The organism is Chryseobacterium angstadtii (genome assembly GCF_001045465.1).
In the GTDB taxonomy this organism is placed as follows: domain Bacteria; phylum Bacteroidota; class Bacteroidia; order Flavobacteriales; family Weeksellaceae; genus Chryseobacterium; species Chryseobacterium angstadtii.
Genome location: NZ_LFND01000003.1, coordinates 550,079 through 564,621, shown reverse-complemented (window position 1 = coordinate 564,621; position 14,543 = coordinate 550,079). Strand labels below are relative to the sequence as shown.

Annotated in this window: 16 protein-coding genes and 1 tRNA gene; 9 read left to right on the top strand and 8 right to left on the bottom strand. The window is 33.7% G+C overall.

Annotation, left to right across the window (positions count from 1 at the left end):
- The first annotated feature begins 35 nt into the window (after window positions 1-35).
- The 5 genes from ACM46_RS10470 (at window position 36) to ACM46_RS23360 (ending at window position 3,002) form a co-directional block, all read left to right on the top strand.
- Window positions 36-731 carry a UbiA prenyltransferase family protein gene (locus ACM46_RS10470; protein WP_338151992.1) on the top strand — a complete coding sequence of 232 codons (696 nt, stop codon included), beginning with the start codon at window positions 36-38 and terminating at the stop codon, window positions 729-731.
- 3 nt (window positions 732-734) lie between these two features.
- On the top strand, window positions 735-1,838 hold the full coding sequence (gene recF, locus ACM46_RS10465) for a DNA replication/repair protein RecF (RefSeq protein ID WP_048506595.1): 1,104 nt from the start codon (window positions 735-737) through the stop codon (window positions 1,836-1,838).
- An 83-nt stretch (window positions 1,839-1,921) separates the two neighbouring features.
- The gene (locus tag ACM46_RS10460; protein WP_131707574.1) at window positions 1,922-2,473 is read left to right on the top strand and encodes a hypothetical protein; all 552 of its coding nucleotides are present in this window, start codon (window positions 1,922-1,924) and stop codon (window positions 2,471-2,473) included.
- A gap of 1 nt (window position 2,474) precedes the next feature.
- Window positions 2,475-2,771, top strand: a complete 297-nt coding sequence (locus ACM46_RS10455) for a DciA family protein (RefSeq protein WP_048506593.1) — start codon at window positions 2,475-2,477, stop codon at window positions 2,769-2,771.
- 75 nt (window positions 2,772-2,846) lie between these two features.
- Window positions 2,847-3,002, top strand: a complete 156-nt coding sequence (locus ACM46_RS23360) for a hypothetical protein (RefSeq protein ID WP_157859445.1) — start codon at window positions 2,847-2,849, stop codon at window positions 3,000-3,002.
- A gap of 279 nt (window positions 3,003-3,281) precedes the next feature.
- Here the strand turns inward: ACM46_RS23360 and ACM46_RS10450 are convergent, their stop codons facing one another.
- The 3 genes from ACM46_RS10450 to ACM46_RS10440 are packed head-to-tail and all read right to left on the bottom strand — an operon-like array spanning window position 3,282 to window position 7,061.
- A complete protein-coding gene (locus ACM46_RS10450; RefSeq protein ID WP_048506592.1) occupies window positions 3,282-5,312 on the bottom strand; it encodes a recombinase in 2,031 nt (676 codons plus the stop codon).
- 13 nt (window positions 5,313-5,325) lie between these two features.
- Entirely contained in the window at window positions 5,326-5,970 is a 645-nt protein-coding gene (gene mtgA, locus ACM46_RS10445; RefSeq protein WP_048506591.1) for a monofunctional biosynthetic peptidoglycan transglycosylase, read from the bottom strand.
- Between the two features lie 44 nt (window positions 5,971-6,014).
- Window positions 6,015-7,061, bottom strand: coding sequence for an ABC transporter substrate-binding protein (locus ACM46_RS10440; RefSeq protein ID WP_048506590.1), 1,047 nt, complete (start codon window positions 7,059-7,061; stop codon window positions 6,015-6,017).
- A gap of 59 nt (window positions 7,062-7,120) precedes the next feature.
- Here ACM46_RS10440 and ACM46_RS10435 point away from each other — a divergent pair.
- Window positions 7,121-7,194, top strand: a tRNA-Arg gene (locus ACM46_RS10435).
- Here ACM46_RS10435 and ACM46_RS22985 read toward each other — a convergent pair.
- From ACM46_RS22985 to ACM46_RS10415, 5 genes are all read right to left on the bottom strand, one after another.
- The gene (locus ACM46_RS22985; protein WP_083997379.1) at window positions 7,160-7,561 is read right to left on the bottom strand and encodes a hypothetical protein; all 402 of its coding nucleotides are present in this window, start codon (window positions 7,559-7,561) and stop codon (window positions 7,160-7,162) included. The genes ACM46_RS10435 and ACM46_RS22985 overlap by 35 nt on opposite strands.
- Window positions 7,562-7,814: 253 nt before the next feature.
- Complete coding sequence (locus ACM46_RS10430; protein WP_048506589.1) at window positions 7,815-8,339, bottom strand: GNAT family N-acetyltransferase; 525 nt, start codon at window positions 8,337-8,339, stop codon at window positions 7,815-7,817.
- A gap of 191 nt (window positions 8,340-8,530) precedes the next feature.
- Complete coding sequence (locus tag ACM46_RS10425) at window positions 8,531-8,884, bottom strand: DUF1772 domain-containing protein (RefSeq protein WP_048506588.1); 354 nt, start codon at window positions 8,882-8,884, stop codon at window positions 8,531-8,533.
- A gap of 15 nt (window positions 8,885-8,899) precedes the next feature.
- Window positions 8,900-9,436, bottom strand: coding sequence for a cytochrome b (locus ACM46_RS10420; RefSeq protein WP_048506587.1), 537 nt, complete (start codon window positions 9,434-9,436; stop codon window positions 8,900-8,902).
- 63 nt (window positions 9,437-9,499) lie between these two features.
- Window positions 9,500-10,315, bottom strand: a complete 816-nt coding sequence (locus ACM46_RS10415) for a helix-turn-helix transcriptional regulator (RefSeq protein ID WP_048506586.1) — start codon at window positions 10,313-10,315, stop codon at window positions 9,500-9,502.
- Window positions 10,316-10,901: 586 nt separating this feature from the next.
- Here ACM46_RS10415 and ACM46_RS10405 point away from each other — a divergent pair.
- The 3 genes from ACM46_RS10405 to ACM46_RS10395 all read left to right on the top strand — a co-directional run bounded on the left by ACM46_RS10405 (window position 10,902) and on the right by ACM46_RS10395 (window position 14,480).
- Window positions 10,902-11,528, top strand: a complete 627-nt coding sequence (locus ACM46_RS10405; RefSeq protein WP_048506584.1) for a DUF6134 family protein — start codon at window positions 10,902-10,904, stop codon at window positions 11,526-11,528.
- Between the two features lie 193 nt (window positions 11,529-11,721).
- Complete coding sequence (locus ACM46_RS10400; RefSeq protein WP_048506583.1) at window positions 11,722-12,858, top strand: helix-turn-helix domain-containing protein; 1,137 nt, start codon at window positions 11,722-11,724, stop codon at window positions 12,856-12,858.
- Window positions 12,859-12,983: 125 nt separating this feature from the next.
- The gene (locus ACM46_RS10395) at window positions 12,984-14,480 is read left to right on the top strand and encodes a serine hydrolase (protein ID WP_048506582.1); all 1,497 of its coding nucleotides are present in this window, start codon (window positions 12,984-12,986) and stop codon (window positions 14,478-14,480) included.
- Window positions 14,481-14,543 lie beyond the last annotated feature (63 nt).

Sequence of the window (14,543 nt, the reverse complement as noted above, 5' to 3'; positions counted from 1 at the left end):
AAACTGTTATCGACAGTCAAATTTATGTCTCCGTTATGGGAACTTTTTTTGCTGTATTTTTCATGAAAGAGCAAAACACATTCCGTTTCCCTACCATTTTACTCATTTTCATCACTTATTTCAGCGGCTATCTTTACACTAAATATCAGTATACCAAACACTTCTTAAAGATACTGGCATTGAATGCGGCAGCGGGTATCATCTGTGCTTTTCTTATTATTCATAATCATAATGAAATAAGACTTCTGAAGTGGTTGGTCATCGTAATTCTGGGACTGCTTTACAACAGCTTCTTTCTGAATGTTTATATCCGTAAGATTCCTTTGCTTAAAGTATTTTATGTAGGACTTGTTTGGGCTCTCGTCAACTGCTGGCTTACCCTTCCTGAGTTTAATATTCCTATATTTCTGATCAGCTTTTTTTTCATAACAGCTCTGGTTCTTCCTTTTGACATCAGAGATATGAAAAGTGACACGGTAGAAACTTTTCCCAAACTGATAGGCATTCAGAATACCAAATATATTGCGTATGGGATGGTATTTGTCAGCATCATTCTGGCTTCCGCATATCTCAATCCTGTTTATGGTTTAGCTTTTTTTCTATCGGGAATTCTCACTTATATCCTGATCTATTTCTCTGAGAATAAACGAGATGACCTTTATTTTTCATTCGGGATAGAAACCTGTTCCGCACTTCCTTTTTTATTTTTACTAATAATGGAGTATTTTTGACGAATGATTATCAAAAAGCTTTCCCTATACAACTTCAAAAATCATTCGGAGAAAAAGTTTGAGTTCTCTCCGCAAATCAACTGTTTTGTGGGAAACAACGGTGCCGGAAAAACCAATATTCTGGATGCACTGCATTATCTGTCGGTCGGAAAAAGTTTTCTGGGGAATACCGATGTCAACAATATCAAAAGAGAGGAAGTTTTTTTTACTATTGATGCTGAAATTCTGAATGAAGACAGTGAAGATATTATTAAAATTTCCCAGCCCAAAGAAGCCAAAAAGATCATTAAAAAGAATGATAAAAGCTATGACAGACTTGCAGATCATATCGGATATCTTCCCAGTGTGATGATTTCACCCTATGATTCCAATTTAATTTCAGATTCAGGGGAAAGCCGCAGAAAATTTCTGGATTCTATGATCTCTCAGACGGATTCCGAATATCTTTTTGACCTGATCCAATACCAAAAAACAATACAGCAAAGAAATGCACTTTTAAAATATTTCGCTAAAAACAGAACCTGGGACAAAGATTCGCTGGATATTTATAATGAGCCCATCAGTAAATTTGGGACCCGCATTTTTGTGAAAAGAAGAAATTTTGTTGAAAAACTGGATCCTATTGTTCAGAATTTCTACGGAATTATTTCAGGTGGAAAGGAAACAGTTTCAGTTCAGTACCAGTCTGATTTAAGTGAAGGCTTTGACTCTACTCAGCCTGACAAAGCTTTTCAGACGCTATTAACGGAAAGCCTTGAAAGAGACCGGATGCTGACGTATACTTCAAAAGGTATTCATAAAGATGACCTGCTTTTTGAAATGGATCATGTGCTGATTAAGAAAACAGGTTCGCAGGGACAACAGAAATCTTTCCTGATTTCGTTAAAGCTCGCACAGATGAGCCTTGTGAAAGAACTGACAAAAAAGACCCCAATTCTTCTTCTGGATGATATTTTTGATAAGCTTGATGATACCCGTGTTTCGCAACTCATTGAGCTCGTGAATCAGGAGAATTTTGGGCAAATATTTATCACGGATACGCACAGAGAGCGTACGGAAAGTGTAGTGAAAAAGATCAATGAAGAGAGTATAATTTTTGACATATGATTCAAAGAGTTTTTATCATCCTATTTTCATTACTTTTTGTTTTTTCTTTCGCCCAGAACAAGCAAAAACACATGAAATCACCTATGAACGAGCGTGTTGAAATTAACAAAAATTTTAAACTTATTTCACTCAATAATAGAATTTCTAAATTTCCATTCAGCCAAGCAACTCAGGTTAAAATTATTTCTTATAATCTTAATTTTAGAGGATATCATATTCCCGATCCTCCCAAATTAGATACTGCAAGCTTAAAAAAATATTATGAAAATATTAAAAAGCCCATTGTATTATCTATTTTAATGGAAAACAATGATAATAAAGGAGTACAGCAATCAAAAGTATTGACTCTATCAGAAATTTCGGAAGTTTCCAATATTTTATATAATACATGTGGAAAGTATTATTTAAAGAATCGAATGGGAAACAAATGTTTTTTTCCAAGAAATGCAATTCTGTTTTATGATGAAAATAATGAAATTTTTGCTTATCTTGATATTTGCTTTGAATGTTCTGGAATAGAATTCTTTCCAGAGGATATCTCTGAATCAATTGATACATGCGAATTCATCTATCCAGAATTAGAAAATTTCTTTAAAAGCAAAGGCTTAATAACTGAATATACACAGGAGAAATAACATGAAAAGGAACAAAAAACGTGAATTTCAATCCTCAGAACTTGTACAATCTTTTGCAAGGATTCATGGTTTTGAGCATAAGCTGATTGCTTTTGAAATTAAAGATTTTCTTGAAGATTATCTGGATGAAAGTCTTTTCAGGGAAATCAGAAGTGTCAGCATTGAAAACCAGTGTATCCTTATTAAAATTGATTCCCCTTTATTAAAACACGATTTTCAAATGCGTAAAAGTTTTTATCTTAAAAAGTTTCAGGATAAGTTTGGAGAGGACAAATTCAATGATATCCGCATTTTATAAATATATTTTTCATAAAACTGGCTAATAGTATTGAATTTAATATTATATTTGAGAACAATATTAAATCACCTAAACATGAAAAAGTCTATCAAAAAATTAAACAGGGAAAATTTAAGCCAGATTATGGGAGCAGGAGTTAAAATTTGCTGTCAAACTTCTTGTGCTACAGGGGAATGTACCTACTATACCACACTTCCTGCTACATGTCCACTCATGGAACCTTGCATTTAATAAAACTAATTTTGCTGTTATTATTAACATTAATCACCTAAACATGAAAAATTCAATTAAAAAACTAAGCAGAGAAAATTTAAGTCAGATTATGGGCGCCGGAATTAGAATATGCTGTGAAGCTAATTGCGACACAGGGGAATGTTTATCCTATGTCACTCTTCCCAACAGATGCCCATCACCGAATATTTGCTAAGTAATTTATATTTCTATCTATAAAAATAAAAACGCTCCTTTCCGGGAGCGTTTTTAAATATATATTCATTTTATAATCAGCTGTTAATGATCTTCAGATTTATTGGAGATCGTACTGCTCATCAAATCATCTGCTTTTTTATCCAACCCGGAACGGAGAGGAAAGAAAAATTTAAACGGATTCTTTGCAAAATATCTGAAAATCTCTCTGTAGATTTCGCTCACCTGCCCAAAATTCATTTTCCTTGAACGGAATGCGAGGAACATAGACAAACTGAAGCTGACCAGGAAGTTGAAAAATCCTATCAGGAAAACGGTAATAAACGAGATCCAGAATGTATAGGAATCTACTGAGAAGTCTTTTCCATACAACCCTAAGGCAAAATTTCCGGCGGCAAAAGTGATGTGTCTGATATCAAGATCAAGCCCGAAGAACAACCCTATTGGAGCAGTAGCACCCAGAAATACCCCGAACCAGAAGTTGGAAACAATTCCCGGCCAGTTTTTAGCATAATATTTGGAAAGCCTTTTGGCGAATTTCTTCCCAAAAAAACTTCTGATTGAAAGATTTTTCGCAATTCTTTCCGGAATCTGGTAAAATACAGAGTTGTTTCCAATATTCCCTGAAATAATCCCTGAAATAAACAGATAGAACCCAGCAATACTCGCATGGAGTATGGCTTTTGATTTAAAGGGATCCAGATCTCTCAGGAGTTTGTCTGACCTTTCTACGGCTAAGTTCTGAGAAAAAAAGATGTCCAGACCATAGATAATGGCCAGTGCAATAGGAAAGGAAAGAAGAACATTTCCTACAAAGGCAATGAACTGGCTCCTGAAAAGCTTTGACACAAGATGGGCAAATTCAGTATTATTCCGTTTGCTGTTGCCTTCTTCTGAAAGCACTTTAGTCATAGTAGCTGCAGTCATTGCAGGCTGTTTGGTAGCCAGCGTAAAGCCCATCAGATAAATCATAACGAATCCCATCGCATAATTCATCGAATACAAAAAAGCATGCGAGAAATCACTTCCCGGAATGTATCCGTAAAGCATTTTCAAAACGCAGAGTGCTCCTACAATAATCCCACCACCACTGGCTTTATAGAACATCGTCATATATTCCTTACGGGTAGACGTAATATAATGGGTACCGGTTTCTGCGGTATGATTCGTAATAAGATGCGAGATCAGACGTGTACTGTCGTTGATGAGATCTGCAATATTATTTTTATGAGATTTATAATTTAAGATATTAAAAACCAATTGTTTAGATTTTATAATAACATCCCTTTCGTTATCAATGACTAGAAGCTGTACAATTTCATAGATCCTTTCGGTCTGCTGACGAATTTTAAGCAGAGACTGATTAATTTTCCCCGAAATACCGTATTTAGCTGAGTTTTTAAAGGCAATATTGACGAATTCCTGACAGTGTTCCGTATAGATTTTAATCTGCTTATAACGGCTGTCTTTGGAATGCAGCTGAAGTTCAGGATCTTTTTTAAGATCTTCGGTAAGGGCTTCCAATTCATTCTGAAGAGCCAGGAACGGGTTATCCAGGTTTCTGTACTGGGGAGCCATCCTTACCACTTCCACTTCCATCGCCATTCCGGTTACACGCCAGGAAAGGATGTTCATGGAGAAAATCAGTTCTTTTTTGACGTTGGGTTTGGTAATAAAATCTGAAGCTCCGAGAAGGGTTAAAAATTCTTCAATTTCATTCTCGGGAAGGTTATGAAGGTATCTCAGATCTTTTTTGGGTCTGAGACTTACATTATCAATCATGTACCACACTGTTTTTTCATTTTCTACAGGTGGTAAAATTTTATTCAGGATTCTTTTTTTCAGCTCCGGAAAGAAGGCATTTTCTGAGAGAATATTGGCCTCAGTCAGAGAGAGATTAAAAGGTCGTCCTTTGAAAATATTGTGGATGTAGTGCTTAAAATTTTCAGCAAAATTCGGATTATTTCTTAGAAAATTGAGAACATCCGTAAAATCTGCCCTTTTAATGCTCTCTAAAAACTCGGCAAAAGGCTCTAGAGAAAGGGTTTCATTCTTAAAAGAGAAATATTTTTTAAGAACCGATTCAAAATTTGTACTGGAATTAAACAATTTCATTAGGACAAAGATACTATTTCAAACTCACATTCCTCATCTGTCTCATGATCCAATTGTGTTTCTTTCTTAAATAAGGAGACGGATTCTTCGGATCATATTTCTTCGGATTGGGCAATACAGCTGCAATCCAGGCTGCATCTGAAGCGCTCAGATCTTTGGAAGATTTTCCAAAATAATATTGAGCTGCTGCCTCTACTCCGAATACGCCCTGCCCCATTTCAATGGAATTCAGATATCTTTCCAGAATAATATCTTTAGACCAGACTTTCTCAATGATAAAGGTATACACTGCTTCCAGTCCTTTTCTGAACCAGCTTCTGCCCTGCCACAGGAAAATATTTTTTGCCGTCTGCTGGGAAATGGTACTTCCTCCACGGATCTTTTTTCCTTTTTCGTTGTTCTTCATCGCTTTTTCAATGGCGGTATAATCAAAACCGTTGTGATCGAAGAATTTCTGGTCCTCAGAGGCTATAACGGCTTTTTTAACGTTATTTCCCATTTCATCATAGGAAATATAATCTCTGTGCAGCTTCCCGAATTCGAAAACTCCTCCTATCTGCGTAATGGTAATTGGCGGATTGAAAAACCTGCCCCATATGATGAATACCACATTCAGAACAAGAACAATGAATATAAACTGTTTAATTTTTTTCCACATAATTTTTCTAAAAAGGAACTGCAAAAATAAGGAATTCGTCCGAGTTATTGAAGCTCTTTCATATAGGTTAGCTTATATTCCGGAAGAAGTTCAGGGTGGAAGATCTTAATATAGTCTTTCAGGATGATATCGGCTCTTACTGCTCCGCTTTCGAAGAAGTCGTTGGCTTTATTTTTTTCTTTTCCTGCAATCGTGTATATTTTTCCTTTGTTGAATACGTCCAGTTTTCCGTAGAAAGAATTGGTCCCCAGCATTTCTTTTTTGGAAGTATGGCTTCCCGCATTCACCCAATACTGCACGCCCGGTGATTTGGCATATACCTCCTCAAAGCTCATGGTCAGAGACTTTTCGTCTTTATTGTCTTTCATGATGTAAGAAGCGTTGGCATCACTGATATAATTCGCTACCGAAGTTTTTCCGCCTGGCAGATACCATACATCCCCATACATTTCATTGGCAAGTACTACAGGCTTATCTTTCGCTTTTAATGCCAACTGCTTCAGCTCGTTGTAATTTTTCTCAATTTCAGTGTATTTGGCTGCTGCTTCTTTCTCTTTTCCGAAAAACTCTCCGAAAAGTTTAATGTAAGCTGTCTTTTCCAACGGAAGCTGCTCCATGTACTCATCCAGAAATACCACCTGAATTCCGTTGTTTTTCAATAACTGATAGGCATTATCAAAGCTTGCAATATAGTTGGTAAAAATAGCATCCGGCTTCATAGAGATAATCTTTTCCACATCATATTTCTGATCGCTTCCCACATTCTGGATCTTTCCTGTCTTTAAAAGGTTTTGAATTTTTTCCGAATAAATATACTCCGGACTGGAAACTCCGATGATCAGATCTTCGGCGCCCAGTTCAGAAATATACCCCGCCATGCTCGCATTTAAAAGGATGATTTTTTTAAATGGAGTCTGATTTTTCTTAAAATTATAGGTGAAATTCCCCGATTTCAGCTCCAAAGTACCCTCCTGCTCCTTGAATTGGGTCCGATTTGAGATATTAGTCCAGTCGGAGGACGAAATTTTTTGTTCTCTTTTACAGGAGATTAGCGCTATAACCGTAAATAAAAGTAAAATTCTCTGTTTCATCTTTCAAAGAACGGAAAAAAGTGCTATATTTGCAAACCTTTAAACAACAAGGAAACAACGGCCTCGTGGCGCAACTGAATAGCGCATCTGATTACGGCTCAGAAGGTTACAGGTTTGAATCCTGTCGAGGTCACAAGACGGGGATTAAAATTTTTTAAATTTTGATCCCCTCTTTTTTTTCCTCCTATCTCCTTCTTAATTAAATATATGATTAGCAAAACTGTTGATTTTAGCGGTTCGAAAAGTCGTTCTGTCGAAAGTGTTATCTTTTCAGGAAATATCGAATCAATAATTGCACGCTTATCAAGGAGACTGGCATTTCTGTAATAATCTGCTACATTTGTTACCGCATCTAATGTTAAAACAAGTTTTGTTTCAATTTCATTCTCAGGATTTTTCTTTATCAAACTTAACTTTATTTTTAATTCATCCCATTCACCCTTGCATCTATTCTTAATGTCTCTAAAATCATCCTCGTCAATTTTATCAGATAAAAACATATCTCTTGCCTTCGAGATTCTTTCATTGAGAGCGCTGATTCTATTTGTAATAATAGATCTTTCATCCTCTACCGTTGTAATGCTAAAAAGGATTTCTACTTGGGAGCAATTCTAAAGAGGATTTCTATAAAAATTACTAGATAGACTATGAAAATAAATTTAATGAGTAATACAAATTAAGCGAATAAGTCTATAAAAGCGAAACTGATAGAATTGTAATAATCTGATTGAGAAATTTTGTAATCAATAATATTTAATTATTCAATATCAGCTTCATCATAATGTCAGTCTGTTCTTTATCACCAAATTTAAAAACATGTTTATCAAACTCTTCGAAACCATTTTTCTTATAAAAACTAATTGCTCGTTTGTTTTCTCTCCACACTCCTAACCATACAAAATCAACGTTTTCCTGTATGGCAATTTCAATTGCTTTATTGTATAAAATTTGACCAACTTTTTTTCCCTGGAAATCTTGAAGAACATAGATTCTTTCTATCTCAAGACTATTGTTAGTTTTGATTTCGGTTTGAGAAATTCCTGAATTCAGTTTTAAGTATCCTACTATTTGCTTTTCAATCTTCGCAAAATAAAACTCTGAGTTTTCATTATTTAATTCAACACTTAGTTTTTCTGTCGAGAAACTTTCAGCCAAATATTTTTGCATATTTTCCTGTGTATTACTTTCCGAAAAAGTCTCTAAAAAAGTTTGTTTTGCAATTCTTTGTAATTCGCTACAATTATTTACTGTAAGCTTTTCAATATCAATATTTTCCATTAAACTATTTTATGGTTAAGGTTAGCACTTGATTGGGTGATATAATTTAAAATGATGATTAGTTTTAGTTAATTTCTACCTTTTTCAATTATAGAATTTAAACCAAGTATACAAAAGAATGTTGCTATTGCCGCAAATATTGTTCTTATAACATGAGCTTTTTCCCACGTAATTAATTCACTCTTAACATGTTATGCCATAATAGTTCCTGAAGCTAAAGATGCGTTAGCTGGTTTAAAATAAAATATGAATAGTAAAAGCACTATGATATTGCTCAAAAGATTTAGTAACCACCACTTCCGGGTACTTTCTTTCTGTTTGTATGACAAATAAAAAACGAGAATAGATACTAATAAAGGAATTACTTCCAAAGGCAACATTATCTTGGCAATATTTGAAGAATATTTGGAAAACCAAGCCAGGAAATCGTCTGCATTACTTTGTTGCCAGAAAGGCACCAGCACAAATAAAATTACAAGACAGCCTCCTGTAAATAGTGATTGTAAAGCCAATAAAAATAGCTTTATAGTTTGATTATTTTTCATCCTTATAGAGTTAGTTTATGGTAAAATTCGTTTTAATGTATTTTCTTTATTTTTCAGATAGTGGATTATTACCCCTCCAACGTGACCAATCAATAAAATAATTAGTATGATTGCTAAAACTCTATGAGCTGAAAGTGATGGAATATCTACGTTTTCAGGCAAGTAAGAAGAATCAGACAGTTGTATTGCCTGTCCAAAGTTTCCTAAAATGATAGTAGCAATACCTGATACGCACAAAAATATCAACAGATAGTAGAATGAGTTCTCTATCCAAAAAACCAATCTGTTGTGTAAGAGATTTCCTGTTTCAAGCTTTGAAGGTCTTTTGTAATGGAAATAAAAGAAAACACGCACTAGTGTGAGAATAAAAACTAAAATGCCTATTCCAAAATGCAGTTTTAAAAGATTTAGTTTGGTTGGTCCCAATTCCAAGTCTGACATTATGTAACCCGTTGGGATAAGTAAAAGTATTAACAAGAAACTGATCCAATGGATAATAATAGTTCCCTTACCATACTTTTTTAAAAGATTGTTGTATATAATTTTTTTCATCTGAAAAACATTTTTGAGTGTATCAAATCTATTTATTAGACAAAACTATATATAACTTTAAAGTTAAAATTGTAAAAATCGGAAATTCGGAATATCCTTACGTAATTTGCTTGGACTTTGTCCTGTAATATTTTTCACTTCGTGCACAAAATGAGATTGGTCAAAATAGTTATTATCAACTGCAATATCCGTTAAGGAAGTTTCTGAATACTTTAGCTGGTAGGCGATTTGCTTTAATTTTACAATACGGATAAATTCTTTAGGCGAACAACCTACATTACTATAGAAGTGATTTCGAAGTGTACGGTCTGACACATTTAATTCTTTAGACAATAGTCCAATTTCAGTATTTCCAGAACATTTTTCAACCAGCTCAACAGCATTTTTGATAAGTGATAAATCACGGGTTATGATATTATTTGAAAACACATCTTCCAATGTATCAAACATATCCTGTGCATTCGAGAGGTGATGTATTTTGCTAAAAAAATCTTTTGCAACATTTCCGAGAAGTTCTTCAGTATCAATTAGCCAAGGTAACGAGTTTATATTTTTTTTGGTATAATATGCCAATCCAAAAGGCTTTAAATGTGCGCCAACAATTTTTATCCTGTCAGTAGCAGGTAGAACGTTTATTTTATTTAAAGAAATTCGTGATGTAGCATTATATATTAGTTTCGACTCGTTTAATGTATCATTCACAACTTCAAATGGATGGTCAAAAAAATAGCCCATTGTTATGCGAGGAAATGGCATTATAAATTCGGCTACTTCAGATAATTTTGATACAGGGATATCAATGTAAAAGTAAGCTTCAATAATACTTGCAAGAAACGGATTAAAAGGTTCTCTTATTGAAAAGTTTTGGTCAGTTTCCATTTTAAACTCATCGCTTTTATGATATAAATATAAGATTAAATTTTTGCTTATTTTAATGATGGTGACAATATATTTGAATGTACTAATTTAATTTCAATAGGCTTTTTAATTATGATATATTTCTATTTATCAGAAAATTATCATAGAATAAAAGCTGTTGGAATGGTAAGCGCCGTAAATATAGGATCTATGTTTAGAAACGGCTGGGAAAATGATGTAAAAGATGCAGAGGCGTTATCTTATTTGCTGGCTGGCCACATTATGATCTTTATGATAAACCGGAACCGGTAAAAATTGCATTGGATAAGCTTATCCCTTTTTACAAAGAAAATTTATAATTAAATAACAAATGGGGTCAGATGAATTCTGACCTCATTGTTTAAAACAACATAAAAAATGGTTCAGGATTATCAATCGGAACGCTAAAACATAATTAAATCATTCATTTTCAGTATATTAAATACTGTTTATTTAATAGGTTCGAATTTATCCTACGGAACATTTCAGACTTTCCACAAGCATAATTTTGCATGATAACTACTTCTATTATGAAAGAAGTTGTTACCTATTTTAAAGAATAAATAAAATGAAAGCATTCCTGATTATTTCAATAATGTTGCCCGGTTATTTTCAACCCAATATGGCAACGCCAATTACCAAAGAATATCTGAATTATTCTATTATAAAAGATAATAAAACCATTGGCAATATCCGTGTGGAACGTTCTTTGAAAGACGGTATTACCGAATATCTTTTTGAATCCCGGGCTAAGGTAAAAATCCTCTACAGTATTGAGATTTACGACAAAATGGGAGTCACTTTTAAACAAAATATTCTACAACAAGCAAAGCTTTACCGCACTATGAACGGGAAACTGAAAGTGAACAATACCACTACCTGGAACGGGAGTTCTTATAATCTTTCGGATAAAAATGGTGCTAATGGCTTTCTAAAACAGTCTGTTTTCTGCTCTACTGCAAGTTTGTATTTTAATGAGCCAGGAAATGTAAAATCTGTTTTTTCTGAAAAATTCCAGAAAATGGTTCCTATTCAGAGGATTGATTCCAAAAAATACAGAATAGATCTGCCCAATGGAAACACTGCTACGTATACGTACAACAGCGGAATTTGTACTTTAGTTGAAGCTAACACAGACTTTGCTGACCTAAAGTTTGTTCTTAATATGAACCTTAATAAAGCTCATTCGTATTAATCACAACCCCTCTGATTTAGGTCATCAAATTTAAAAAAATTCCAATCAGCTTTCTTTAAAAACGTTAAAAGAGGTAATCTGTGTTCAGCAGTATTCTCTTTCAGCCCTCGACGTTCGAGAAGATTTTTTAGTGGTTCTTTTTGTACCAAGCTTTCCTATTTAAGTATTAAATTGCACCCACGTTAAAAAAAGCATGAACCCATACAGTTTTTTAGAAATAGCAGCATTGATAGGAATATTTTTGGTGCTGTTTCTTGCCTTATTTTTATTTACCGTTAAAACTAAATATACATTAGGAAATCGCCTTTTTGCTTTTTTTCTTATCGGAAATGCCATAGATGCATTTAAATTTTTGATGCGGGAATTTCCGGTTAATCATATCAACCTCGAGGCTTTTCGCTGGAGTATTGTCTATTTGGTTCCGGCATTGTTTTATCTCTATGTATTGTCCGTTTGTTTTTCTGACTTTCGATTAAAAAAGAAACATTTACTACACGCTATTCCGTTTGCTGCTTATAATGTGTATTTAATGTCGGGTATCTATTTTGAAGATACAGCCATGAAATTGCTCTTCATAAAGGGCATGAATCAAATGCCTGTTACCCAATTCTTTCAGTTTCTTTTCGAATTTTTATTTCAAGTTTATTTTATCGCTTCATTTTTGGTGATTAGAAAGTCTAAAGCCATTTATCTCGAAAATTATACAAATCCAAATATCTCTATCTTAAATGCACTTTACAAAATAACAATTCTATATTATGTCTTACATTTTATAGTCCTTCTAAGATGGATGGCTACTTTTATCTTTGGTTTGGGAGAAATCAGAGCTTGGATTGTAACCCTTGATGGGTTTGCGTTTTTCTTTTGTACATGTTGGTATCTATTTGTTGCGTTAAACAAACCTGAATTTTTCAGAGGAGTTAATTCTCAATTAAAACCTATCCTGGATCTAATTCCGAAACAAAAATCTTCTCCTGCAGTTGATGACGAAAAAAATAAGCAAATCCTGGCTTTAAAAGAATTTATGATTGAAAAAGAACCTTATCTCGATTCTTCATTAACGATTCTTGATTTGGCAGAACAATTAAAAATGCCTGTAAAAGATCTGTCGGCTTTGATTAATCTGTATATGAACAAGCATTTTTTTGATTTCATTAATGAATATCGGATCGAAAAAGCGAAGGAAATATTGAAAGATCCTTTGCAAAAAGAACTCACTATCTTAGAAATTCTTTACCAGGTTGGTTTCAATTCTAAATCGTCGTTTAGTACTTCTTTTAAAAAATATACAGGAACAACTCCGACAGATTTTAGAAAAAATCCAAATTAACCCATTTTTTTCTAAGAAATGCGTTCGACTTTTTTTAATCGGTCGTGTACTGAAGCGTTTTAAAGCATTTTTGCAGAAAGTTTTAGACCATCAATCAAATTCTATTTCTGAAAAATTAATTAAAAATGAAGAACGGATTTTTCTTACTATTACTAACTGGCTTATTTACAAATACGCTTTTTGCCCAAGAATTAAATAATTTTTTCACCACACTTTCTCATAAAAATCTTTTTAATGGAAGCGTTGCCATTTCAAAATCAGGAAAGACTATTTTATCTAATAATTATGGATTTTCTAATCTCGAAAAGAAAGAGAAAATCACCGACTTATCTCAATTTCCGATTGCTTCTGTCACAAAAACATTTACGTCAACAGCAATTCTGCAGCTTCAACAGAGAGGAAAACTGAATATTAACGAGCCCGTTCAAAAGTACCTGCCCGATTTTCCTTATCCTAATATCACCATCAAACAGCTACTGAACAACACTTCCGGAATAGCGCAAGAATATAATTTGTTTGATGCGATCATCAAAGAACAACCCGAAAAAATCATTTCGAATCAGGACATTATTCCGACGTTTATCCGTTTCAAAACATCCCTTTCATTTCCGTCCGGAAGCAAATGGGAATACAACAATCTTAATTTTTGCCTTGCTGCCTTGATTATTGAAAAAGTTTCCGGAATCAGTTATGCCAATTATTTGGAGCAAAATATCTTCAAACCTGCAAAAATGAAAAATTCATTTGTTCCGTTGGACAAGAAAATTAAATCATCCAATCAGGTAGAATTATATACGTATCCCCATCTTTATTCAACGGAATTGGTGAATACAAAAGCTGTAAAAGAGACTTTTCTAATCGTAGAAAAAAGTAATTTTTATGGAAATGGCGGCATTGTAAGCACCGCTTTAGATTTACAAAAATATCAAAAGGCCTTATTCAATGATCAGATTTTAGGTAAAAAAGAGTTAGAAGAAGCTTTGACGGCAACCAAACTAAATAATGGAAAAACGGTGTCTTATACCATTGAGGGAAAAGAAATGAGTTATGGTTTAGGTTGGGCCATGTACACGGATGAAAGCGAGGGGAAAATAGTTTTGCACGATGGAAATATTACCGGATTGACCAGCATTTTGTTGTATAATATCACTAAAAATCAAAGTGTAATTTTACTTTCTAGTTCGGGAAACTTGCCTGTTTATCCTATTTCTAATGCTGTTTTAAATTTAATAAACGATAAACCGTATACAATTCCTGCTCAAAACCTTTCTAGAATCTATGGAAGTTTAGTTGAAAACGAAAATAAGGAAAAAGCCAATCAGCTGATTCAGGAATATTTAAAAAATCCGAGCAGTTATGAAGCTTCGGAAAGAGATTTTAACAGATTGGGGTATCAGTTTCTTCGACTTCAAAAGTGTGATCATGCTTTACAGATATTCGATTCAGCAAGTTTAATTTTTCCAAAGAGTTGGAATGTTTTTGACAGTTATGGCGAAGCTTTGCATCAATGTGGTAAAAAAGAAGAAGCAATAAAAATATATCAAAAATCGGTTGAGCTCAATCCTGAAAACAAAAATGGAAAACAAGTGCTTTTGAAAATTGAAAAGGAAATTGGGAAGTAATATATTCTTAATTGTAACAAACACTTCTCTGAATTGTCTTATTAATTAGAAACTAATAACATC

Coding starts and splice junctions, on each gene's coding strand:
- ACM46_RS10470 (WP_338151992.1), top strand. CDS start 36: ATGGGAACTTTTTTTGCTGTATTTTTCATGAAAGAGCAAAACACATTC.
- recF (WP_048506595.1), top strand. CDS start 735: ATGATTATCAAAAAGCTTTCCCTATACAACTTCAAAAATCATTCGGAG.
- ACM46_RS10460 (WP_131707574.1), top strand. CDS start 1,922: ATGAACGAGCGTGTTGAAATTAACAAAAATTTTAAACTTATTTCACTC.
- ACM46_RS10455 (WP_048506593.1), top strand. CDS start 2,475: ATGAAAAGGAACAAAAAACGTGAATTTCAATCCTCAGAACTTGTACAA.
- ACM46_RS23360 (WP_157859445.1), top strand. CDS start 2,847: ATGAAAAAGTCTATCAAAAAATTAAACAGGGAAAATTTAAGCCAGATT.
- ACM46_RS10450 (WP_048506592.1), bottom strand. CDS start 5,312: ATGAAATTGTTTAATTCCAGTACAAATTTTGAATCGGTTCTTAAAAAA.
- mtgA (WP_048506591.1), bottom strand. CDS start 5,970: ATGTGGAAAAAAATTAAACAGTTTATATTCATTGTTCTTGTTCTGAAT.
- ACM46_RS10440 (WP_048506590.1), bottom strand. CDS start 7,061: ATGAAACAGAGAATTTTACTTTTATTTACGGTTATAGCGCTAATCTCC.
- ACM46_RS22985 (WP_083997379.1), bottom strand. CDS start 7,561: ATGTTTTTATCTGATAAAATTGACGAGGATGATTTTAGAGACATTAAG.
- ACM46_RS10430 (WP_048506589.1), bottom strand. CDS start 8,339: ATGGAAAATATTGATATTGAAAAGCTTACAGTAAATAATTGTAGCGAA.
- ACM46_RS10425 (WP_048506588.1), bottom strand. CDS start 8,884: ATGAAAAATAATCAAACTATAAAGCTATTTTTATTGGCTTTACAATCA.
- ACM46_RS10420 (WP_048506587.1), bottom strand. CDS start 9,436: ATGAAAAAAATTATATACAACAATCTTTTAAAAAAGTATGGTAAGGGA.
- ACM46_RS10415 (WP_048506586.1), bottom strand. CDS start 10,315: ATGGAAACTGACCAAAACTTTTCAATAAGAGAACCTTTTAATCCGTTT.
- ACM46_RS10405 (WP_048506584.1), top strand. CDS start 10,902: ATGAAAGCATTCCTGATTATTTCAATAATGTTGCCCGGTTATTTTCAA.
- ACM46_RS10400 (WP_048506583.1), top strand. CDS start 11,722: ATGAACCCATACAGTTTTTTAGAAATAGCAGCATTGATAGGAATATTT.
- ACM46_RS10395 (WP_048506582.1), top strand. CDS start 12,984: ATGAAGAACGGATTTTTCTTACTATTACTAACTGGCTTATTTACAAAT.